We start from the raw sequence: 23,466 nt of genomic DNA, 5'->3' as shown, positions 1-23,466 counted from the left end.
GTTGTTTAAAAACATCCTTCCAAATATAACGAATATTTTGTTTTCTTTTAAAGAAATTACTTGATTTCTTATTGATTTGTTATCGATTCTTGTTTATAAAAATTTAAAAAATAAACTAAATAATTGTTGATTATTGATTCTAATATAGTATATTTAACTATAATCAAATAAAGATTTTATGTCGATATCAAAATTTGAATCTATGTTAAAAACCAACGATGTCTATTTTTTTGATGCCGTTGAGTTTGAAACTATTATTGAACATTATTTAACCATCTCGAAGTATTCTTTGGCTAAAAAAGCGGTTGTATTAGGTTTGGAACAGCATCCATCTTCTATTCAATTAAAATTAATGAAAGTTGAAATTTTAGTGCTTGAAGATGAGTTAGTACAGGCATCTAAAATGCTAAAAGATATTGAAGCATTAGTTCCTTATAATGATGAGGTTTTTATTCAAAAAGCATTGATTTTATCCAAAGAAGAAAAGCATGAACAAGCTATTGTGGTATTGCATGATTCGTTAAAATTCGTGGAAGATCCTGCTGATATTTGGTCGATGTTAGGAATGGAATTTTTATATTTAGATGATTATGAAAATGCCCGTTTAAATTTTGAAAAATGTTTAGAAGTTGATTACGAAGATTTTTCATCATTATATAATATCGTGTATTGTTTCGACATGGAGGAAAGCCACATTGAAGCCATACAATTTCTGAATAACTATATCAATAAAAACCCGTATTGTGAAGTGGCTTGGCATCAATTAGGAAGACAATATTCTGAAATTGGAATGCATAAAGAAGCCTTAAGATCTTTTGATTATTCGGTATTAATCGATCAAGAATTTATTGGTGGATATTTAGAAAAAGCACAAACTTTAGAAGATTTAAACAGGTACGAAGAAGCCGTTAAAAATTATAAGATAGCCTTAGAATTAGATGATCCTACGGCGTTTATATACATGAAAATAGGAGGTTGTTATCAACAATTAAACAATCCTATGACGGCGATTAATTTTTATAAGAAAGCGGTAAAAGAAGATGCTTCATTTGATAAAGCGTGGATATTGTTAACAAACGTTTATTTTGATGCAGAAGATTTTCAAAAAGCATTGTATTACGTAAAAAAAGCCATCGAAATTGACGCAGAAAATGTTTCTTATTGGAAGAAATGTGCAAGCATAAATTTGAAATTAAATTTTTATGAAGAAGCAGTAACGGCATTTTATACTTGTATCGAATTGGGGGATGATGAAATGGTGCTTTATACCGATTTAGCAGATGTTTTATTATTTTTAGGTGAGTTTGATCAGGCATTAAAAATACTTATTAAAGCCAAAAAAACATATACTAATTTTGCTGAAATCGAGTATCGTTTGTGTGGTTTATTTATGATTTTAGATAAGCAAGCCTATGGTTTAACACATTTAAAAAATGCGTTAGCTATTGATTATGAAGCGCGTCAGCTTATAAGTTTTTTATATCCAACGGTTTACCAAAGTGAAAAAGTACAAGAAATTATAGCATGTTATAAAAAAGCCTTGAAATAAATTTCAAGGCTTTTGGCTATTTTAGGATACTTCTTTTCACTGTTTTTTATAAAATGATTTCTATATTTGGAAACTTTAATTTAGGCATTTTTTTATGCTGATTTTTACTTCAAATATGGAAACATCGTACGGTTTTATAGAGTTTTTAGGTCCTTATATGCTTGGTATTTTAATTGCCACAGGTTTAGGACTTATCATCGGATTGGAAAGAGAATTTGATAGAATTCAAGAAAAAGGTTTTGCAGGAATTCGAACCTTTCCGATTGTTAGTATTATTGGTTTTTCGTTAGGAAGTTTAGCCTCTGAATTTTCGCCGTGGTTGGTGATTATTAGCTTGGGATGTTTTATTTTATTCTTAGCTTTGTATCATTTTTCACCAGAAAAAGAAGAATATGGGCAAGGACTTACCACTAATTTAGCATTAATGGCAACCTGTATTTTAGGTGTAATGGTTTCGGTAACCTTGTATCGAGAAGCCGTTTCTACTGCGGTGATTATCGTTACATTATTGTCTTTAAAAACTAAGTTTAGAGCTGTTATTAGCAATATTACTTCCGAAGAACTTTTTGCTTTTATTAAGTTTTCAATAATGGCATTATTGATACTTCCTTTTTTACCGAATAAAAATTTTGGACCAAATAATTTAATCAATCTTTTTGAAATAGGAGCGATTGTTGTTATTGTATCGTTTATAAATTTTATTGGTTATTTTCTGGTAAAATTTGTAGGATCTAAAAAAGGAATTATTATAACGGCAATTCTCGGCGGACTTATCTCGAGTACTGCTGTTGCTTGGAATTATGCATCAAGAAGTAAAGAAACACCTGAATTATCAAAAAAATATAGTGCTGGTATTATCATTGCTTCAGCGATTATGTTTCCAAGGTTAGCCTTTGTTTCGTATCTTTTTAATCATCAGATTTTTAAACATATTGTCATTCCTTTTACGCTTTTAACGTTGGTGTGTGTGGTGGCAACTTTTATTTTAATTCGAAAAGATAATCATCATCCGAATACGAATATTAAATTGGGGAATCCTTTAAATTTTTTAAATGCCCTTGGGTTTGGTGTTATTTATTTGCTGATTCTTTTTGCTGTTTTTTACAGTAATCAATTCTTCGGGGAAGCAGGATTGTATTATTCGGCATTTATTGCAGGATTAGCTGATACCGATGCAATTACAATTAGTATGGCAAAATTTTCATTAAATAATGATAAATTATCATTGGCATCTTCAGTAATAATTGTGGCAACATTGAGTAATATGTTGGTGAAATTAGGAATTACGTATTTCAAAGGAGCAACATCCGCAGGAAAATACGTTGGTTATGCCTTTGGAAGTGTTATTTTAATAGGGATTTTCAATATTATAATCAATAATTTGTAAAGCTGTGCTTTGTTCAGAAGGCACAGCTTTTAATAGGTAAATTGCTTATTTTTTAGATGTTTGTCTTTGTAACTTGAATGGTATTTTTTTGATACATTTTATGTTCAATTACTTGCGAAGGCATTTCGATATTATTTTGGTCTAAAATTTCTTTTATTTCTGTTAATATTTTTCCTCGGATGGTATTTCCAAGATAATGTTCTGCAAGTTCTTTATTTTTTAATAAATCAATCCAAAAATGCACTTGAATATTGGTTGTATATTCGGCTAATTCTTGCACGGTAACTTTAAATTCGGGTGTTTTTAAAACATCTTTTTGATTTGTTAAATAGTTTAAAATAAGTTTTCTAGTGGTTTCGATATCGCATTCAGGAGCAATACCGATGCTGAAATTAACTCTTAAAAGTCCATCTTTTGTATAATTAACTAGCGCATTTTTTAGCAGATAAGAATTAGGAACATAAATATCTTTTCCATCAGAATTACGTAAGTGTGTCATTCGCAAATTGAGTTGTTTAACAGTTCCTTTATTTCCTTGAACTTCAATAATATCTCCAATATCAAAAGGCGGTTTTACGGCTAAAATGATTCCTGAAATAAAATTTTCGCCAATATCTTTAAAGGCAAAACCAAAAATAATAGCCCCTACACCAGCTCCTGCGAAAATGGTGCTTGCAATATTGGCAAATCCCATTACGCTAAAGGCGGATAGGATTCCAAATAAATAAATAGCCCATTTTATTCCTTGAGAAAAAAAGTTAGCTAATAGTTTGTCTTTCCATTTTTCTTCGGTTGTTTTTTCGATGATTTTAGTGGTTATTCTAGCGATAAAAACAGCAATTATTAAAATGATAATTGCGGTTATAACGTTAGGAAGTAGGGTTGCTATTTCGGTAAAATAGTCTGAGAAAATTTTCTTTAAATCTGGTTTCATTTATTTTTAGTTAAGTTTTTTTGATGTTTTTATGACGAAATACGTTTCCAAATTTTCAGTAATATAAAAACACAAAGTAAGGTTATTATTGTTAATACAGATGCTAGAATTGTTTTGCCATAAATCCAATTTCCTGTGGCAAATAAGAAACTATAAACACCGATTGTTCCTGTAATAAAACCGACAATTTTTACGCCAATGTTTTTGAATTTATCTTCGCCTTCAAAGATTAAATCTTCAAATTTTTTGATGGTTTTTGCATCGGTTGGTTTTGTTAAAAGTGTGGTTAAAATCCATCCAAAAGTGGTGATTACAACGCCAATAATTAATTCCCAATATCCTGCGATTTCAAAAAATGGATTTTCTAATTTTCTATTGATAAAAAAGAAACCTGCAATTACGAATGAAATTACCATTGCTGCAATTTCGCTATACGGATTAATTCTGCTCCAAAACCATCTTAAAATAAATAACAAACCAGTTCCCGCGCCGATTTGCAATAATAAATCGAACACATCTTTTGCCGATTGCAAATAAAATGAAAATAAAGCGGCACAGATCATTAAAACGACGGTGGAAATTCGACCAACGACTACTTTTTGTTTTTCGGATGCGTTTTTATTGATAAAACGGCTGTAAAAATCATTGACAACATAGGAACTTCCCCAATTTAATTGGGTAGAAATCGTACTCATAAAAGCGGCAATTAAAGACGTTAAAACAATTCCTAATAAACCTGCGGGTAAATAGGTCATCATAGCGGCATAACCTACATCGTGTCCTTGCATTTCTTCGGATAAATTAGGAAATGCCTGATTCATACTTTCTAAACTTGGGAAAATTATTAATGAAGCTAATCCGACAATAATCCACGGCCAAGGACGCAAGGCATAGTGTGCGAAATTGAAAAATAAAGTTGCCCACGTTGCATTTTTTTCATCTTTAGCGGCGAGCATTCTTTGAGCGATATATCCACCGCCACCAGGCTCTGCGCCTGGATACCAAGTACTCCACCATTGCACCGCAAACGGAATGATAAACAAGGTAATTAATGATTCTGTATTTGAAAAATCAGGCAACATATTTAATTTTCCACTGACATTCGGGTGGCTTAATAAATTCGATAAACCGTTTATTTCAGGCATATTTACAATATAAACTGTTGCCCAAACTGAACCAATCATCGCAAGTATAAATTGTACAAAATCGGTAAGTAAAACGCCTTTTAATCCGCCTAAAGAGGAATAAACAACCACAATAATAGACGAATAAAGTAACATTTCTGCTTGTGAAATTCCCAATAAAATATTGGCGATTTTTGCACCCGCCAAACAAACTCCTGCCATGGTGATTATATTAAAAATTACGCCTAAATAAATGGCTCGAAATCCTCTTAAAAACCCTGCCATTTTACCCGAATAGCGCAATTCATAAAATTCTAAATCGGTAGTAATTCCTGATTTTCGCCATAATTTCGCATAAAAAAATACGGTCAACATTCCTGTGAGCAACATTGCCCACCAAACCCAATTTCCTGAAACACCATTTTTACGAACTAATTCGGTAACTAACCCAGGTGTATCGGCGGCGAAAGTCGTAGCAACCATCGAAACTCCCAACAACCACCAAGGCATATTTCTTCCTGATAAAAAGAAATCAGCACTGCTTTTTCCTGCGGATTTTGATGCCCAAATACCTATCAGTAATGAAATAATGAAAAATCCGATAATAATTGTGTAATCAAGCGTGGTTAATGTCATTGTATGTTTTTAAAATCATTTTTGAAAGGGCTAAATGTAGTTAAATAATATGATACGTTAAATTTCAATAAAATTACTAAAAATCATCAAAAATCCGCAAAAATGAGTAAATTTGAAACTAGCTTTATGGGAAAAATAAAAAAAATAGCCGTGATGACCTCTGGAGGAGATGCTCCAGGAATGAATGCTGCAATTAGGTCAGTTGTAAGAACCTGTGCATATTATCGTGCAGAATGTATGGGAATTTATAGAGGATATCAAGGTTTGATAGAAGGAGATTTAGTGCCTTTTACCGCTAGAAGTGTCAATAATATTATCAATAAAGGAGGAACAATTCTAAAAACAGCTCGTTCCAATGATTTTAGAACCAAAGAAGGACGCAAAAAAGCGCATCAGAAATTATTAGAAAACAAGGTCGATGCCCTAATTGTTATCGGTGGTGATGGCTCTTTTACAGGAGCGGTTCTTTTTGGTAAAGAATTTAATTTTCCAATTATCGGAATCCCTGGAACAATTGATAATGATATTTTTGGAACAAGTCATACCATCGGTTATGATACCGCCTTAAATACCGCCGTGGAAGCAATTGATAAAATTAGAGATACCGCTTCTTCACATAATCGCTTGTTTTTTGTCGAAGTTATGGGAAGAGATGCAGGGTTTATCGCCTTAAATGCAGGTGTTGGAGCAGGAGCAGAAGAAATTTTAATTCCTGAAGAAAATTTAGGATTAGAACGAATGCTCGAATCCTTAAAGAAAAGCCGAAGAACAGGAAAATCTTCTAGTATTGTTGTGGTATCCGAAGGAGATAAAACAGGTAAAAATGTGTTTGAATTAGCCAATTATGTCGAGCAAAATATGCCCGAATATGAAGTGCGTGTATCGGTTTTAGGACACATGCAAAGAGGCGGTTCGCCAAGTTGTTTTGATCGAGTTTTAGCCAGCAGGTTAGGCGTAAAAGCCGTAGAATTATTACTCGATGGAAAAACGAATTTTATGGTCGGATTGCAAAATAATAAAGTAGCGACCACCAATTTAGAAAAAGCAATAAAAGGACATAATACCATCAATATGGAACTTTTAAGAGTTTCTGATATTATGACGACATAATAAGAAATCTAAATTGAAAATTTAAGCAAAAAATTTAAGACAAAAGATAAAAAAAATAGATATTAAATAGTTAAATAATGATAAAAGTAGGAATTAACGGATTTGGTAGAATAGGGAGGTTAGCATTCCGAACTGCGATGAAAAGAAAAAATGTGCAAGTTGTTGCCATTAATGATTTGTTAGATGTCGAGTATTTGGCTTATTTGTTAAAATATGATTCTGTACACGGTCGTTTTGAGGGCGAAGTAAGCGTAAAAGATGGAAATCTAGTCGTAAATGAACAAGTTATCAGAATTACTGGGGATAAAAATCCTGAGAATTTAAAATGGGATGAAGTAGGAGCAGACTATATTTTGGAAGCAACAGGTTTATTTACCGATAAAGATAAAGCAAGTTTACATATAAAAGGAGGTGCAAAAAAAGTAATTATTTCAGCACCTTCTAAAGATGCAAATATGTACGTAATGGGCGTAAATCATCAGAATTTAAAAGCCGATGAGCTTGTATTTTCAAACGCTTCTTGTACTACAAACTGTTTAGCGCCCGTAGTTAAAATCATTAATGATACCTATGGTTTAACCGAAGGAATTATGACCACGGTTCACGCCGCAACTGCTACACAAAATGCCGTTGATGGTTTTAATAAAAAATGGCGAAGAGGACGTTCGGCAATAAATAATATTATTCCAACATCCACAGGCGCAGGAAGTGCGTTGGTAAAAGTAATTCCAGAGATGAAAGGAAAATTAACCGCAATGGCAATTCGAGTTCCTGTAGCAGATGTTTCTCTAATCGATTTGACGTTTAAAACTGCTCAAAAAACGTCGCTAAAAGAAATTATGGAAACTTTCAAAAAAGCATCAGAAAATGAATTTAAAGGAATTATCGGATATACCGAAGATGCTGTAGTTTCTCAAGATTTTGTGTCAGAACCGAGAATATCAGTAATTGACGCATCGGCAAGTATGGAACTGAATGAACAATTTTTTAAAATCATTTCTTGGTATGATAATGAATTCGGATACGCCACTAAAATTGTTGATTTATTAGAATATTCCGCTTCTTTATAAAATTTAAATTTTTTATAAAGTTAAAAATAAGTATCTAAAAATAGTATTTTAAAAAAGCCTGTTTTCATGAAGTTTGTATAAATTTACATGAAACAGGCTTTTTAACTTTTTAATACATAAGTTTATTTTTCATCAAATATGATATGTTGATACGCACCAATATCAGGAGTTGTATTTCTTGAAACGCCTAAAATATCCTTAGAAATCGCTGTTTTTTTAGCTTTATGAATGGCATCAGAATATTCTCCGATACTGAAATTATTTGAATACATTGCTTTAAAATCAGGCGTGCCGTTTAAAATAATATTTTTATAATTGCTTGATGAATTTACAGAAGTATCAAAATTATAGAATCGAAGCATTGAATTTTCAACGGCATATTTAAAAATATAGTCTCCTTTTTTATCGGTAATAAATTCACGACTGCCATTTCCTTCGATAATACAATTGACAAAATTAGCCGAATATAAATTATATAAATCTGTTTTTTTTTCCTGATTTTCTTGCTGGTTTTTTTGAATGACTTCTTGATAATTGCTAATTAAAACCGTCGGGTTTTGACGTAAACTATTATTCCAATAATTGGCAAATGTACTATGTGTAAAGCTATAATTTCCGCCAGCAATACAAGCTAATGAAGATTTTCCAGCATTACCAATAACTAAATTTGCTGCTTTAAGATGCGTGTTTCTGGCTAAAATTCCATAATTAGAATGATTATAAATTTCGGTATTTTCAAGCTGTAATGCAGGATTTTCATTCGCAACGGCATCGACTAAAAGACCAATGCTTCCATTTTTTATAATTGCGTGATGAATCTCATTTTTCAAACTTCCAGCACCAAGCCAAATACAGCCCCATTGTCCAGGGATTTCATTATACATATGTGCTAATCTATCGCCTTGAAAAGTGACTTTTTTATCGAGTGTTCCGTTGATTTTTAAACTTGCGTTATCACCAATAAGTAACCCAGAATTTTTATGAAAATAAATGTTTGAACCTGCGTCAATATGTAATGTTTTTCCCGCTGGAACAGCCATATATCCATAAATAACATAGGGTTTTTCAGCGGTGAAATTTAACTCCGAATCCGTTAAAAAACGTGCCTGTATTTTGATGTTTTCATTATCAAAAGTAATGTTTCGTACCGCAGGAATTATAGCGGTATTTTTTTTAGGCGGAAACAATAAATGAGCATCTTGTATTAAGGTTACTAAATTTACATTTTGTTGCTGATTTCCGTTATCAAATAAAATTTTATCGGTGTATAATGGATTGATAACTGTGCTAACATCTACTGTCGTTTCTACAAAAATAAACAGACTATCTTTGGCTAAAATATCAATATTACTAAAGTTTTTACCTGATTCTCCATCAACATTTAGTCGATATTTAGACGTATTTCCATTTTCTAACTTTATTTCAGGAATTGTAATGGCTTTATTACTCCGATTATACACTTTTAAATTGTAGGTTGCCGAGCCAATTTTTGAAAAAATCGTGTCTAAAAAAATAGTATCGCTAGAAAATTCCAATTTTCCAAAATTAGCCACCGTATTAAAATCTTTTCGACAAGATAAACTAATCGTAATTATTGAAATTAACACTAAAAAAAGAAACGTATTTTTCATACATATTTACAATAAAAATATTCAGAATAAAAACAGCAATATAAATAATTAAACAATAATATTTCCAAAATATTATTGTTTAATCAGCTCGATTTCAAATAATTTGTCCCAATGTTTTCCAGTAACAAACAAGCGATTATTTTCTGTATCAAAAGCAATTCCGTTTAAAACATCATCGTTTGGATCTAGTGTTTGATTTTTTGCAACAATATCTCTTAAGCCGTTTAAATTCGCTACGCCTTCGACAACACCTGTTTCAGGATTGATAATTAAAATAGAGTTTTGTTGCCATTTATTGGCGTAAATTTTCCCATTTATTAGTTCAATTTCATTCAAATTATCTACTGAATATTTGTTGGTATATACTTGAATGCTTCTTTTTTCTTGCTGATTATCAGTATTTAAAAACCAAATTTTATTAGTTCCGTCCGATTTTATTAATTCTGTATTATTGTGGGTTAATCCCCAACCTTGATTGCTATTTTCATATTTAAATTCGCCAAGTTGCTTAAAAGTTTCCAAATCATAGATAAAACCTTTGCGAGCTTGCCAAGTCAGCCAATAAATTTTTTGATTAAAAATAGTCATTCCTTCACCAAAATATTTTTTATCTAAATCGATTTTTTGAAGAACTTCTCCTGTTTTTAAAGCAACTTTTCGCAAAGAAGATTCACCTCTTCGCCCTGTAGTTTCGTATAAAAAACCATTTTTAAATTCCAAACCTTGCGTGTATGCATTTTTATCGTGTGGATACGTATTTACAATTTTATAGGAATATACATTAGGCGCATTTTTGGCTAAAACTTCAATACTATTGGTAATTTTTGTTGATTTATGAGGATAAAAAGCTAGTGCAGTAACGGAGTGTTTTCCTACGCCAAAATCAGCGGTATTAATTTCGATGTTTGTTTGGGTTTTATTTACCCGTTTTTTATTGATGAATAATTGTACAGAATCTATTTTTTGACCTGCGACTTGCTCAAATTTGATACTTGCTTTTTGTCCTAAAGTAGTTTTTTTAGAAGTATCTAACTTAAATTTATATTCTGATGAGTTACAAGAAGTAACCGCAATTACTGATAAAGCCAAGGCAAAATAGGTGTAAATACGCATCTTTTATAGGTTGTTTTTGTTGTTTATTCGTACTTTATTGAATGATACTACAAATTAAAACAATTTATTTGTTTGAAAATAAAAAAATATCGTTAAATTTGCCACTTCAAACAGTTAAAATATTTTTAGTGTAAAACTTTACCATTTTTACACTTGTTAATAATGTTTGAGAAAAAAATAAAACAATATTTAAAAGTCATTTAAGATGCGTAAAGGAATACATCCAGAAAATTATAGAATGGTAGCTTTTAAAGATATGTCTAACGGAGATGTATTTTTAACACGTTCAACTGCTAATACTAAAGAAACTTTAGACGTAGAAGGAACAGAGTATCCATTAATCAAATTAGAAATTTCAAGAACTTCTCACCCTTTTTACACAGGTAAGTCTAAATTAATTGATACTGCAGGTCGTATTGATAAGTTTAAAAACAAATACTCGAAGTTTAAAAAATAATTTCAAGTTTATAGCATATTTTAAAGCCCTAACATTTATTTGTTAGGGCTTTTTTTGTGCAAAAAAACACGTATTTTTGCATATTAATTTAAAAGAAAATGAGAAATACTATTTTAGCCATTGTAATTTTTATAAACATTCTTTGTGGAGTTTTAGTTTATTTTATGCCTGATGTTGGCAATTACATTTTATTAAGCATTGCTTCGGCGGTAACTCTATTGGCAATATATGATGCTTTTATTCAAAAAAAGCATTCTTTAATGCGTGCATTTCCTATTATTTCGCGTTTGCGTTGGGTTTTTGAAGAGGAGCGTGAAAAAATACAACAGTATTTTATTGAAGACAATTTAAACGGAACACCTATAAACAGAGAAAAAAGAAGTATTGTTTATCAGCGTTCAAAAAAACAAATTGAAACGATTCCTTTTGGTACACAACATAATGTGTATAAAAAAGGATATGAATTTGTAAAACACTCGATGTTTCCAAAAAATCACCACGATGTTCAGGGAGATAGAGTACTTATTGGTTCTGATAAATGTTTTCAAAAATACAGTGCTTCTATCGTTAATATTTCTGCGATGTCTTTTGGTTCATTGAGTAAAAATGCCGTTATGGCGTTAAATCAAGGAGCTAAAATGGCAAATTTTGCCCATAATACTGGAGAAGGAGGAATTTCACCGTATCATTTACAAGGTGGTGATTTAATTTTTCAAGTAGGAACAGGTTATTTTGGAGCAGGAAAAAGCGTAGACGGAAAACGTGTTTTTGATGATGCTGTTTTTAATAGAAACGCTATTCTACCAGAAGTAAAAATGATTGAAATTAAATTTTCACAAGGTGCAAAACCAGGGCATGGAGGAATTTTACCTGCGAAAAAAAATACCAAAGAAATTGCAGCAATTCGTTCTGTTGAGCCGTTTACACGTGTAGATTCGCCTCCAGGTCATTCTGCTTTTTCTAATTTTGATGAAATGATTGTTTTTATTCAAAAATTAAGAGATTTATCCGAAGGAAAACCTGTAGGAATTAAACTTTGTGTTGGTGATAATCAGGAGATAGAAAATATGATAAAAGCATTTGCTGATGCTAATAATTATCCTGATTTTATTTCTGTTGATGGAGGTGAAGGAGGTACAGGTTCTGCACCTTTGGAATTTTCAAATTATATAGGAACGCCTTTGTTAGATGGATTGGTTTTTATCAATAAAACATTAAAAAAATATCAACTAAAAGAGCAAGTAAAAATAATAGCAAGTGGTAAAGCAATCGATGCTTTTGATATCTTGAAATACAAAGCTTTAGGTGCCGATGTTATTGGAATGGCACGTAGTTTTATGCTGAGTTTAGGCTGTATTCAGGCACGTGAATGTAATTTAGATACTTGTCCTGTTGGTGTGGCAACACAGAATAAAGATTTAGTAAAAGCCTTAGTTGTTGGCGATAAAAATGTTCGTGTTAAAAACTACCATGAAAACACTATTGAAGCAGTTAAAGAAATGGTTGGTGCTATGGGAAAAGAATCAATTTCCGATGTTAATGCAACACATATTTTTAGAAGAGATAAAGAAACGATAAAATCTTTTGCTGATATTTATCAGTTAGAAGATTATAATGAAAACACTATTTTTCAGGAAGATACAATTGCTAAAGCTAAAGAAAATAAGGAAGTTTTAACAACCGTATAGTGTTTATATCTTGTTAAATTTCTGTAGTTAATTTAAAAAATCAAACAAAAAATAATATTAAATTTATTGGAAACAACAGTAGAAATTGATGCTAAAGCGTATGAGTTAGTGCGTTATCCGAAAACAGAAGATCATTCTTTACGCGCTTGGAGTAATGCAGAATTGTTAATTTTAAAGCATATTTCTGATTTTAAAACAACTGATATTCATACTTATAACGATAGATTTGGGTTTTTTAATTGTTTTTTAAATGATAAAAAAATTACCACTATTTGGACGTATGCAAGTCAGCAAAAAGCAATTTATAATAACTTAGCATTAAATTCATTAGCTACAGATGTTGTTTATAAAACACCTTTCGATACTTTAGAAAAAGCATCGTTGGTATTGTTAAAAATTCCAAAATCTTTAGGATTGTTTACTTTGTTTCTACAGCAGATTTATAAGGCTTCAGATACAGAAACAACCGTTGTTTGTGGGTTTATGACCAAAAATTTTACAGCTTCTTATTTGAAAATAGCAACAACATATTTTGAAGATGTTTCGCAAACAAAAGCATGGAAAAAAGCACGATTGTTAATTTTAAAGAATCCTAAAAAAGATAGTTCTTTAACAAAAATGATACATCAAATCACTTGGAAAAGTAAAGAAATACAACAATATTACGGGGTATTTTCGGCGACTAAAATTGATATTGGTACGCAATTTTTACTAGATACTTTACAAGTGAAATCAACAGAGGTAAAGGTGTTAGATGTTGCATCAGGAAATGGCATTATTGCTTGTGAAGTTTTGGAGCAAAATCCGAACGCAACACTTACTTTAGTCGATGATTTTAATGTTGCAATTGAATCTTCTAAGTTAAATGTAAGGGCAGAAAATACACATTTTTTATGTGCTGATAATTTAGATGATTTAGCAAAAGAAAGTTTTGATTTAGTTGTTTCGAATCCGCCTTTTCATTTTGAATATGAAAATAATATTGAAGTTGCGATATCACTTTTTAAAGGTGTTGCAAACTGTTTAAAAACAAGTGGACGTTTCGTGTTAGTTGCTAATACACATTTAAATTACACGACACATTTACAGAAACTTTTTAAAGAAGTTACGATTCTTAATCAAAATAAAAAGTTTCAAATTATCGAATGTAAAAAGTAAGAAAACTAAGAAATAATAAAAAATGCTTCAAATTAATTTAATTTGAAGCATTTTTTAATTGAAATTTATTCTATGTTGTTAGAAATTAACAATGTATAATGTGTTACCATCAATATCTTTTTTTGTTTTATTAGATGGTAAATATTTTTGATTTAATTTATCTGTTCCAGTAACTGCAAAATCATCATCATTTAAAACACCAATAGTAGTAGGGTTAATTAACCAAATTCCTTCTAATTTTTCATGAGGATAATCACCTAATTTTTGCACTAAATCTACTGCTAAACTTTTAGTAACAGGTTTTATATTTGCTTTTGATAATTCTTCCCAAGTATTTTCCTCTATTGTTTTACCATTTACAAGCATACCGTCTAAAGCATTAAAATCATCTCCAGAAACGTCTGTTGCATTGCTAATATCTATTCTATAAATATGTTTTTGAGCAGTAGCGTTATTTCCTGTAAATAAACCATCACGCTCAACGATTAAAAACTCGGTATTATTTAATGCGACTATTTCAGAATTTGAATTTTTTGCTTTTTCTTGTTTTAATAAATATTGTTTTGTTTTGGCTGTTTCTAAATTAAAAGTTACAATTCTGGTGATTGTAAAATCGGCAACTTTTGCTTTTGATGGATTGTATAAGGTAGATTGCATTATACCAACTAATGTTTTTTGATCAGGAGTAATTGCTAAACCTTCCATACCTCGGTTTGCCCAGCGTCTTTCAAAAACTGCGGGTAACTTTCGTTTTCCAGTTTTTACATTTACAGGACTGATTCGTTCTAGTTCTTTACCAGTAGCATCGAAATGAACGATATGCGGTCCGTATTCATCAGATACCCAAAATGTTCCATCTTTTAGAGCAACTAAACCTTCACTATCTAGCCCGTATCTATCGGTTTTTAAAATATTCTTTTTTAAATCATAAGGAATTTCTCCTGTAGTTCCATAGCCTTCAGGATTTGGTCGTCCACTGATAACTGTTCCTGTTGGGTCTTTAAATAGAATTTCTTTAATCATTTCAACTTTACCATTATCATTGAGTTTAAAATGACCTATTCGTGGTGTATAATCAGGAGTTGGGAATATTTTTCCGCCTTTAGTTTTTAAATTTGCACCTCTATCAGTTAAAGCATAAAATTCTCCTTGATTGCTTGGATGAGCAGTTGCTGCAGAACCAAAACCTCCATTTCTAATTTCTACATTATCAACTGTTTTTAAAACATTATAGGGTAATTTAGCACCTAAGTTTGTTAGTTCAGGGATTTGATATTCTTTAGCGTCATCATTATTACAAGATGAAATTGCTATGGCAGCAAAAACACACAATGCTGTTTTACTAATATTAGTTTTCATTTTTAGTTTGGTTTATTTTGAGTAAGCAAAACTATAGTAGAGAGTTGAGGTATGTGTTTTTAATAGGTTATTTGAATATTAATTATTTTTGATTTAATTACTTTTTAATAATAGTATATTGCTAAATAATAAAGCTAAAAAAACCTCACTGATTTAGTGAGGTTTTTTATTTTTATTGATATTTTTTTGATGAAATTTTAAGCTTCTTCGTCCATATAATCTTCAATAGGATTACAAGAACAGATTAAATTTCTATCTCCATAAGCGTCATCAACTCTACGAACAGATGGCCAAAACTTATTATCAGCAATATATGCTAATGGAAATGCTGCTTGTTTTCTAGAATATGGTAATGTCCATTGGTCTGAAGTTAGCATTTCTTGTGTATGTGGTGCATTTTTCAGTGTATTGTTAGGCTCTTCTTTGGTAGCACTTTCAATTTCTTTTCTGATAGCAATCATAGCATCACAGAAACGGTCTAATTCAGCAACATTTTCAGATTCCGTAGGTTCAATCATCATAGTTCCACCTACAGGGAAAGAAACTGTTGGTGCGTGAAAACCGTAATCCATCAAACGTTTTGCGATATCAACCACTTCGATTCCGTTTTGTTTAAAATCTCTACAATCGATAATCATTTCGTGTGCAGCTCTATTCATTTCTCCTGAATATAACGTTTCGTAATGACCATGTAAACGCTCTTTAATATAATTGGCATTTAAAATAGCATTTTTTGTAGAATCTGTTACTCCTTTAGCACCTAACATCGTTATGTATCCATAAGAAATTAAACAGACTAAAGCAGAACCCCAAGGAGCTGCAGAAACTGCGGTAATGGCATTTTCTCCTCCAGTTTGGATTAATGGATTACTTGGTAAAAATGGTACTAATTGTGGTGCTACACAAATTGGTCCAACACCAGGTCCACCACCTCCGTGAGGAATAGCGAATGTTTTATGTAGATTTAAGTGACAAACATCAGCTCCAATAGTTGCTGGATTTGTTAATCCAACTTGTGCATTCATATTGGCACCGTCCATATAAACTTGCCCACCATTATCATGAATAACTTGGGTAATTTCTTTAATCGCTCTTTCGTACACTCCATGTGTTGATGGATAGGTTACCATTAAAGCAGCTAAATTATCTTTATGTTTTTCGGCTTTTGCACGTAAATCTTCAACATCGATATTTCCTTTTTCATCGGTTTTGGTAACCACCACTTTCATACCAGCCATTATTGCTGATGCTGGGTTTGTTCCGTGTGCCGATGCTGGAATTAAACAAATATTTCTATGAGCATCATCATTTGCTTTATGATATTCACGAATTACCATTAATCCAGTAAATTCTCCTTGTGCTCCAGAATTTGGTTGTAAAGAAGTTCCTGCAAAACCAGTAATAACGTTTAATTGTTCTTCTAGGTTTTTTAATACTGTTTGATATCCTTCTGCTTGGTTTAACGGCACAAATGGATGAATATTTCCCCATTGTGGATTACTTAAAGGAAGCATTTCCGAAGCTGCATTTAACTTCATGGTACAAGACCCTAAAGAAATCATCGAATGATTTAAGGCTAAATCTTTACGTTCTAATTTTTTAATATAACGCATCATTTCAGTTTCTGATTGATACGTATTAAACACGTCATTTTCTAAGAAAGAAGTATTTCTTTGAGTATTTTCGGTGATAACATCAACAGGAGTAAGCGCTGTAACTGGGCTATTTTTGATGTTAAAAGCTGTTGCAAAACAAGCAATAATTGCATTGATTTCTTTTAAACTAACGGTTTCGTTTATCGAAATAGAAACGTTATTAGCATCAATATAATTAAAGTTGATATTATTTGCTTCAGCGACAGGACGTAAAACAGCCGTTTCTGCTTCTATTAAAATAGTATCGAAATATGCCTTATTTTTTTGTTTGAAACCTAGTTTTTCTAAAGCAGTTGCTACAGTATTTGCCGAAGCATGTGTAGTGTCAGCAATATATTGCAATCCATCTTTTCCATGATATACAGCATACATTCCTGCCATTACCGCTAATAAAACTTGTGCAGTACAAATATTAGAAGTCGCTTTTTCACGTTTAATATGTTGTTCACGAGTTTGTAAAGCCATACGTAAGGCACGACCACCATCAGCATCTTTAGTGATACCAATTACACGACCAGGAAGACTACGTTTGTAGGCTTCTTTGGTAGCGAAATAACCAGCGTGAGGACCTCCATAACCTAACGGGATTCCAAAACGTTGTGTAGTTCCTACGACTACAGAAGCTCCAAATTCAGCAGGGGCTTTTAATTTTACTAATGATAAAATATCGGCAGCTACGGCTACTTTAATATTTTTATCAGTACAGTTGGCAACGAAATCAGTATAATCACAAACTTGTCCGTATTTTCCTGGATATTGAACAATAGCTCCGAAAAATTCTTCTGAAAAATCAAATTCTTCATGGTTTCCAACAACTAATTCAATTCCGATAGGCGTTGAACGTGTTTGTAAAACAGCCAATGTTTGCGGTAAAATATCTTCAGAAACGAAAAATTTACATACGTTCGCTTTTTTCTGAGTACGTTCACGTACGTCAAATAATAACGCCATTGCTTCAGCAGCAGCAGTTGATTCGTCTAATAAAGAAGCGTTTGCAAGTTCCATACCTGTTAAATCGCAAACCATCGTTTGAAAATTTAACAAAGCCTCTAAACGTCCTTGTGCAATTTCTGCTTGATAAGGCGTGTAGGCAGTGTACCAGCTTGGGTTTTCTAAAATATTACGTTGAATAACGCTCGGCACAATTGCTTCGTTATATCCTAAACCGATGTAACTTTTAAAAACGCTATTTTTAGCACCTAATTCGTTAATATGATTTAAATATTCATATTCGCTCATTGCAGGATCTAAATCTAACTCGTCTTTAAGGCGAATATCATCAGGAATAGTTTCAAAAATTAATTGATCTATACTATCAGCGTTGATAGTTTCTAACATTTTCTCTTGACCTTTTGAATTAGGACCAATATGTCTTAATTGAAATGAATTTGTGTTCATCCTGTGTTGTTTATTTTTAGTAGCTCAAAAATAACAAAAAAGACTAATTTTTTCGGTATATTTTTGGTATAAAATTGATATTTTATTAACTAAATGTATCCTATTTGAACATAAAAACTATTTTTGTGTTATGAATTTTATAAAAAAATTGCTTGATTTTTACATAAATTCGAGTATTCACGTGAGTTTAGCGGTATATTCTTTTGCTCGAATAACAGTATTTTATACTGATTTATCTTTTCATAAATTATTTAATGACTCTTTGTATTTTTTTCTTTTTTTCGCAACAATTACAGGGTATAATTTTGTGAAATATTCGGGTGTTGCCAAATTACAGCATCGAGGTTTACCAATATCTTTAAAAATAATTCAACTTTTTTCGTTGTGTTCTTTTTTGCTGATGTGTTTTTATGCAAGTAAATTAAGGGTAAATACGTTGTTGTTATTGATTCCTTTGGGAATATTAACGTTTTTATATGCCGTTCCTTTTTTAAGCGGATTTCAGAAAAATTTGCGAAGTGTCGGCTATTTAAAAATAGGAATTGTTGCTTTAGTTTGGGTGGGAGCTACTGTTTTTTTACCCATTTTTGATATTCAGGGTGAATTTTCAAGAACACTTTATTTAATAGCAATACAACGTTTTTTGTTTGTTCTAGTTTTAATTTTACCTTTTGATATTCGAGATGTTCAATATGATGCAATTTCTTTGCAAACAATTCCGAAGAAAATAGGCGTTAAAAAAACCAAAAAATTAGGTTATTTTTTATTGATACTTTGTTTATTTCTTGAATTTATCATAACACCAAATCCTGATTTTAAAATGATTTTTTTACTGGTTTTTACTGTTGTTTTAATTTTATTGATGCGTTCTTCGGAAAAACAATCGAAATATTATGCCTCATTTTTTGTGGAGTCAATTCCTATAATTTGGTGGCTAATTTTACTGTTTTTTTAGTTTCATAATCTTTCAATTTTAATAAAAAATAAAAATCTTTTTTAAATAGTGCTTGCTTGTTTAATATCCTTTGTATTTTTGGGTATCAACCCTTAAATAAAATGCTATGACACCAAAAAGAAGTTTTGTTTTCGATTTTGATAGTACGCTCACAAAAGTAGAAGCATTAGATGTTTTAGCAGAAATCAGCTTACTAGGAAATCCGAAGAAAGAAGCCATTATTGCTGAAATTATAGCAATAACAACTCAAGGAATTGACGGCGAAATATCCTTTACCGAATCCTTACAAAAACGCATTGATTTATTAAAAGCTACAAAATCAGATTTGCCTTTATTGATAAAAGAATTAGAACAAAAAGTTTCTCGTTCAATTGCTGATAATAAAGCTTTTTTTAAAGATTTTTCTGATGATATTTATGTAATATCCGCAGGTTTTAAAGAATTTATAATTCCGATTGTTGCTCCATATAATATTCCTCCCGAAAGAGTTTTTGCCAATACTTTTGAGTTTGATCAAAATGATGTAATTATAGGTTTTGATACTCAAAATCCGTTATCGAAACACAATGGGAAAATTGAGTGTTTGCAAAACTTAAATTTATCAGGAGAAATACAAGTAATCGGTGACGGTTATAGCGATGCGGTAACCAAAAAAGCAGGCGTTGCCGATACTTTTTTTGCCTATACTGAAAATGTATCAAGAGTAAAAACAATTGAAAATGCCGATCATATTACGCCTAATTTAGATGAATTTTTATACCTAAACGATTTGCCAAGAAATATATCATATCCAAAGAACAGAATTAAAATTTTATTATTAGAAAACGTACATTCGGACGCTTTTACAAAATTAACAGCCGATGGTTTTTCCGTGGAAACGCTTTCAAAAAGTTTATCCGAAGAAGAATTAATTGAAAAGTTAAAAGATGTGCACGTTTTAGGAATCCGCTCGAAAACGCAGGTTACTAAAAAAGTAATCGAATCGGCAGAAAAATTAATGGTCGTTTCGGCATTTTGTATCGGAACAAAACAAATTGATTTAGAAGCTTGTAAAGAAAATGGCGTAGTCGTTTTTAACGCGCCTTACAGCAATACTCGTTCGGTTGTTGAATTGGCAATTGGTGAAATTATTATGTTAATGCGTAGCGTTTTTCAACGAAGTACAGAACTTCACAACGGACAATGGAATAAAACTGCCCAAGGTTCTAAAGAAGTTCGTGGTAAGAAATTAGGAATTGTAGGCTATGGAAATATCGGAAAACAATTGTCTGTTTTAGCGGAAGCACTCGGAATGGACGTGTATTATTATGATGTTGAAGATACCTTAGCCTTAGGAAATGCAAAAAGAATAAGTACGTTAAAAGAATTATTAAATATTTCAGATGTGATAACCTTGCATGTTGATGATAACATAGCCAATAAAAATTATATCGGTGAAGCAGAAATTGCTCAAATGAAAGATGGCGTTCATTTAGTGAATTTATCAAGAGGTTTTGTCGTGGATATTCAGGCGTTAGTCGCTGGTTTGAAATCAGGGAAAATTGCAGGAACAGCGATTGATGTTTATCCTGAAGAACCTCGAAAAAATGGTGATTTTTATACCGAATTAAAAGGCTTAAATAATGTAATTTTAACGCCTCATATTGGTGGAAGCACCGAGGAAGCTCAAAAAGATATTGCCGATTTTGTACCAAGTAAAATAATGGCATATATAAATTCTGGAAATACCGTAGATGCCGTAAATTTCCCTAATATACGATTGCCACGTCAAAATAATGCGCACCGTTTTTTGCATATTCATAAAAATGTGTCGGGCGTAATGGCGAAAATCAACAAAGTTTTGGCAAAATATGATTTGAATATTACAGGACAATATTTATCAACAGATGAAAAAGTAGGCTATGTAATTACCGATGTAAATAAAATATATGATGAAGAAGTTATCGAAAAATTGCGAAAAATAAAAGGAACTATCAAATTTCGAATTTTATATTAAATGCCTATTTTAAATTTTAGTCAAAAGAACTCGAATTTATTATAAGTTACTTGAATTCACAATTTTGTTAAACTATTGCTTAGTCTTAAATTTATATTATTGAATAATATATTATTTTTTTATATTGAAAAACAGTATCTTAAGGTTTTTAATTTATGATATATATCATAAATTTTGTGTTTGTCCAGTTTTATATTTGTCACCAAAAAAATTAGGAAAAATGAGCGAAATATCAAGAAAACCAAAATTACGCTCACCAACTCCTGTTGATAGAGAAGTGAAATTACAAGATGATACCATTCTTATTAGTATTACCGATAAAAAAGGAGTCATTGAATATTGTAATGAAGATTTTGTAACTTCATCAGGATATGAAGAATGTGAATTAGTCGGTTCAGGACATAATATTGTTCGACATCCTGATATGCCTAGAGTTATTTTTAAGATGATGTGGGAGCGTTTACAAGAAGGTAAAAATATGATTGCCGTAGTTAAAAATATGGCGAAATCAGGAAAATATTATTGGGTCGTAACCGATTTTACCGTTAAAAAAGATGCCAAAGATGAGGTGTTAAGTTATAAAGGAGTTCGAAGGTTAGCGCCCAAAAAAGCGATTGAAGAAGTAATTCCTTTATACAAAAAACTAAAAGACATTGAAGATGTAAAGGGAATGGAAGCTTCTCGGAAATTTTTAAATGGTTTTTTAGATACGAAAGAACTAGATTACGATCATTATATAGAAAGTTTAGTTTCAGGAAGTATGGATTTATCAAAAGAAAAAAATGGCAAACCATTAGAGAAAAAAGTTGGTGCATTTTTTAACTGGTTTTTCTTTGCTGAAAAAAGACCTTTTTAAGGAATTTTAACTTAAAATAAATATATGCTACTTAATAAATGAAAAATGATTGTTTTATCTTTGGAAAACAATCATTTTTTTCTATTTAGATGAAGTATCAAAACACATTAGACTACGCAAAACAACAAGATAAAGAAGATACATTAGCACATTTACGCAATCAATTTCATATTCCGAAAGATAAAAACGGGAACGATTGGTTATATTTTACAGGAAATTCCCTCGGATTACAGCCAAAACAAACTCAAAAATATATTCAAAATGAATTAGACGATTGGGCAAAATATGGCGTAGAAGGTCATTTTGAAGGAGAAACTCCTTGGTTGCCGTATCATGAGTTTTTAACCGAAAATATGGCGAAAATAGTCGGTGCAAAACCTATAGAAGTTGTTGTTATGAATACTTTAACAACTAATTTGCATTTGCTGATGGTGTCTTTTTATCAGCCTACGAAAAAGAAATATAAAATTGTAATAGAATCTGACGCTTTTCCTTCGGATAGATACGCCGTACAATCGCAATTAAATTTTCATGGTTTTGATGCCGAAGATGGTTTAATTGAATGGAAGCCAAGAAAAGGCGAAGAATTATTAAATATTGAAGATTTAGAAACAATTATTGCTGAACAAGGCGATGAAATCGCATTATTATTAATTGGCGGTGTAAATTATTACACAGGACAATATTTAGATTTAAAGCGAATTGCTGAAATAGGACATTCAAAAGAGTGTTTTGTCGGAATTGATTTAGCACACGGCGCAGGAAATATTTCCCCTGAATTACACGATTCAGGCGTAGATTTTGCCGCTTGGTGTACTTATAAATACTTAAATTCAGGACCGGGAAGTTTAGGCGGATTATTTGTCCACGAAAAACACGCCACTAATAAAGAGTTACCTCGTTTTGCAGGTTGGTGGAATCATAATAAAGAAACCCGCTTTAATATGCGTCAACCTTTTGATGTAATGGCTGGTGCTGAGGGTTGGCAATTATCGAATCCTCCAATATTATCAATGGCAGCCATTAAAGCTTCTTTAGATATGTTTGCTGAGGTAGGAATGGAGGCTTTACGAGAAAAATCAGAAAAATTAACTGGATATTTTGAGTTTTTAATCAATAATTTAATTGAAGAGTTAAATTCTGAGGATATTAAAATTATTACGCCTTCAAATCCAAAAGAAAGAGGCTGTCAATTATCTATTCAAGTTAAAAATGCTGATAAAAGTCTGCATAAAAAACTAACCGAAAATAATATTATTACCGATTGGCGTGAACCTGATGTTATCCGTTGCGCACCAACGCCAATGTATAATTCTTTTGAAGATGTTTATAAAATGGTAGGTATTTTAAAAGGATTGTTATCAAAATAATTAAAAAATATTGAAGAAAT

At 31.4% G+C, this 23,466-nt stretch carries 17 protein-coding genes; 11 read left to right on the top strand and 6 right to left on the bottom strand.

Annotation, left to right across the window (positions count from 1 at the left end):
- Nucleotides 1-178 precede the first annotated feature (178 nt).
- Together L0U77_RS03865 and L0U77_RS03860 are read left to right on the top strand one after the other, a co-directional pair.
- Complete coding sequence (locus tag L0U77_RS03865; RefSeq protein ID WP_233900773.1) at nucleotides 179-1,549, top strand: tetratricopeptide repeat protein; 1,371 nt, start codon at nucleotides 179-181, stop codon at nucleotides 1,547-1,549.
- A gap of 115 nt (nucleotides 1,550-1,664) precedes the next feature.
- Entirely contained in the window at nucleotides 1,665-2,936 is a 1,272-nt protein-coding gene (locus tag L0U77_RS03860; protein WP_101916593.1) for an MgtC/SapB family protein, read from the top strand.
- 52 nt (nucleotides 2,937-2,988) lie between these two features.
- Here L0U77_RS03860 and L0U77_RS03855 read toward each other — a convergent pair whose 3' ends face one another.
- Nucleotides 2,989-3,870 carry a mechanosensitive ion channel family protein gene (locus tag L0U77_RS03855; RefSeq protein ID WP_101916592.1) on the bottom strand — a complete coding sequence of 294 codons (882 nt, stop codon included), beginning with the start codon at nucleotides 3,868-3,870 and terminating at the stop codon, nucleotides 2,989-2,991.
- A 29-nt stretch (nucleotides 3,871-3,899) separates the two neighbouring features.
- Nucleotides 3,900-5,630, bottom strand: coding sequence for a sodium:solute symporter family protein (locus L0U77_RS03850; RefSeq protein ID WP_233900772.1), 1,731 nt, complete (start codon nucleotides 5,628-5,630; stop codon nucleotides 3,900-3,902).
- Nucleotides 5,631-5,756: 126 nt separating this feature from the next.
- On the opposite strand from L0U77_RS03850, the gene pfkA reads away from it, so the two are divergent.
- Nucleotides 5,757-6,740 (top strand): 6-phosphofructokinase, encoded by a 984-nt coding sequence (gene pfkA, locus L0U77_RS03845; RefSeq protein WP_233900826.1) that lies wholly within the window; start codon nucleotides 5,757-5,759, stop codon nucleotides 6,738-6,740.
- Between the two features lie 77 nt (nucleotides 6,741-6,817).
- On the top strand, nucleotides 6,818-7,810 hold the full coding sequence (gene gap / locus L0U77_RS03840; RefSeq protein ID WP_233897429.1) for a type I glyceraldehyde-3-phosphate dehydrogenase: 993 nt from the start codon (nucleotides 6,818-6,820) through the stop codon (nucleotides 7,808-7,810).
- 122 nt (nucleotides 7,811-7,932) lie between these two features.
- On the opposite strand, the gene L0U77_RS03835 is transcribed toward gap, so the two are convergent.
- Nucleotides 7,933-9,441 carry a hypothetical protein gene (locus L0U77_RS03835; RefSeq protein WP_233883492.1) on the bottom strand — a complete coding sequence of 503 codons (1,509 nt, stop codon included), beginning with the start codon at nucleotides 9,439-9,441 and terminating at the stop codon, nucleotides 7,933-7,935.
- A 72-nt stretch (nucleotides 9,442-9,513) separates the two neighbouring features.
- Nucleotides 9,514-10,554, bottom strand: coding sequence for a glutaminyl-peptide cyclotransferase (locus L0U77_RS03830; protein WP_101916587.1), 1,041 nt, complete (start codon nucleotides 10,552-10,554; stop codon nucleotides 9,514-9,516).
- 205 nt (nucleotides 10,555-10,759) lie between these two features.
- Here L0U77_RS03830 and L0U77_RS03825 point away from each other — a divergent pair, with 205 nt between their 5' ends.
- From L0U77_RS03825 to L0U77_RS03815, 3 genes are all read left to right on the top strand, one after another.
- Nucleotides 10,760-11,011 carry a type B 50S ribosomal protein L31 gene (locus tag L0U77_RS03825; protein ID WP_101915121.1) on the top strand — a complete coding sequence of 84 codons (252 nt, stop codon included), beginning with the start codon at nucleotides 10,760-10,762 and terminating at the stop codon, nucleotides 11,009-11,011.
- Between the two features lie 98 nt (nucleotides 11,012-11,109).
- On the top strand, nucleotides 11,110-12,699 hold the full coding sequence (locus L0U77_RS03820; RefSeq protein ID WP_233900771.1) for an FMN-binding glutamate synthase family protein: 1,590 nt from the start codon (nucleotides 11,110-11,112) through the stop codon (nucleotides 12,697-12,699).
- A 66-nt stretch (nucleotides 12,700-12,765) separates the two neighbouring features.
- Complete coding sequence (locus L0U77_RS03815) at nucleotides 12,766-13,857, top strand: class I SAM-dependent methyltransferase (RefSeq protein ID WP_233900770.1); 1,092 nt, start codon at nucleotides 12,766-12,768, stop codon at nucleotides 13,855-13,857.
- A gap of 78 nt (nucleotides 13,858-13,935) precedes the next feature.
- On the opposite strand, the gene L0U77_RS03810 is transcribed toward L0U77_RS03815, so the two are convergent.
- Together L0U77_RS03810 and gcvP are read right to left on the bottom strand one after the other, a co-directional pair.
- A complete protein-coding gene (locus L0U77_RS03810; protein ID WP_233900769.1) occupies nucleotides 13,936-15,216 on the bottom strand; it encodes an esterase-like activity of phytase family protein in 1,281 nt (426 codons plus the stop codon).
- Nucleotides 15,217-15,413: 197 nt separating this feature from the next.
- On the bottom strand, nucleotides 15,414-18,269 hold the full coding sequence (gene gcvP, locus L0U77_RS03805) for an aminomethyl-transferring glycine dehydrogenase (protein ID WP_233900768.1): 2,856 nt from the start codon (nucleotides 18,267-18,269) through the stop codon (nucleotides 15,414-15,416).
- A gap of 130 nt (nucleotides 18,270-18,399) precedes the next feature.
- Between gcvP and L0U77_RS03800 the strand changes: the two genes are divergently transcribed.
- The 4 genes from L0U77_RS03800 to kynU all read left to right on the top strand — a co-directional run bounded on the left by L0U77_RS03800 (nucleotide 18,400) and on the right by kynU (nucleotide 23,446).
- Nucleotides 18,400-19,224, top strand: coding sequence for a hypothetical protein (locus L0U77_RS03800; RefSeq protein WP_233900767.1), 825 nt, complete (start codon nucleotides 18,400-18,402; stop codon nucleotides 19,222-19,224).
- Between the two features lie 106 nt (nucleotides 19,225-19,330).
- A complete protein-coding gene (gene serA / locus L0U77_RS03795) occupies nucleotides 19,331-21,220 on the top strand; it encodes a phosphoglycerate dehydrogenase (RefSeq protein WP_233900766.1) in 1,890 nt (629 codons plus the stop codon).
- Nucleotides 21,221-21,440: 220 nt separating this feature from the next.
- Nucleotides 21,441-22,076 carry a PAS domain-containing protein gene (locus tag L0U77_RS03790; RefSeq protein ID WP_233900765.1) on the top strand — a complete coding sequence of 212 codons (636 nt, stop codon included), beginning with the start codon at nucleotides 21,441-21,443 and terminating at the stop codon, nucleotides 22,074-22,076.
- An 89-nt stretch (nucleotides 22,077-22,165) separates the two neighbouring features.
- Nucleotides 22,166-23,446, top strand: coding sequence for a kynureninase (kynU, locus tag L0U77_RS03785; protein ID WP_233898722.1), 1,281 nt, complete (start codon nucleotides 22,166-22,168; stop codon nucleotides 23,444-23,446).
- The last annotated feature ends 20 nt before the right edge of the window (nucleotides 23,447-23,466 follow it).

Origin of the sequence: Tenacibaculum piscium, assembly GCF_021390715.1 — a bacterium.
Taxonomy (GTDB): Bacteria; Bacteroidota; Bacteroidia; order Flavobacteriales; family Flavobacteriaceae; genus Polaribacter; species Polaribacter piscius.
The sequence above is the reverse complement of the archived record's forward strand: the minus strand, read 5'-3'. Positions and strand labels throughout refer to the sequence as shown.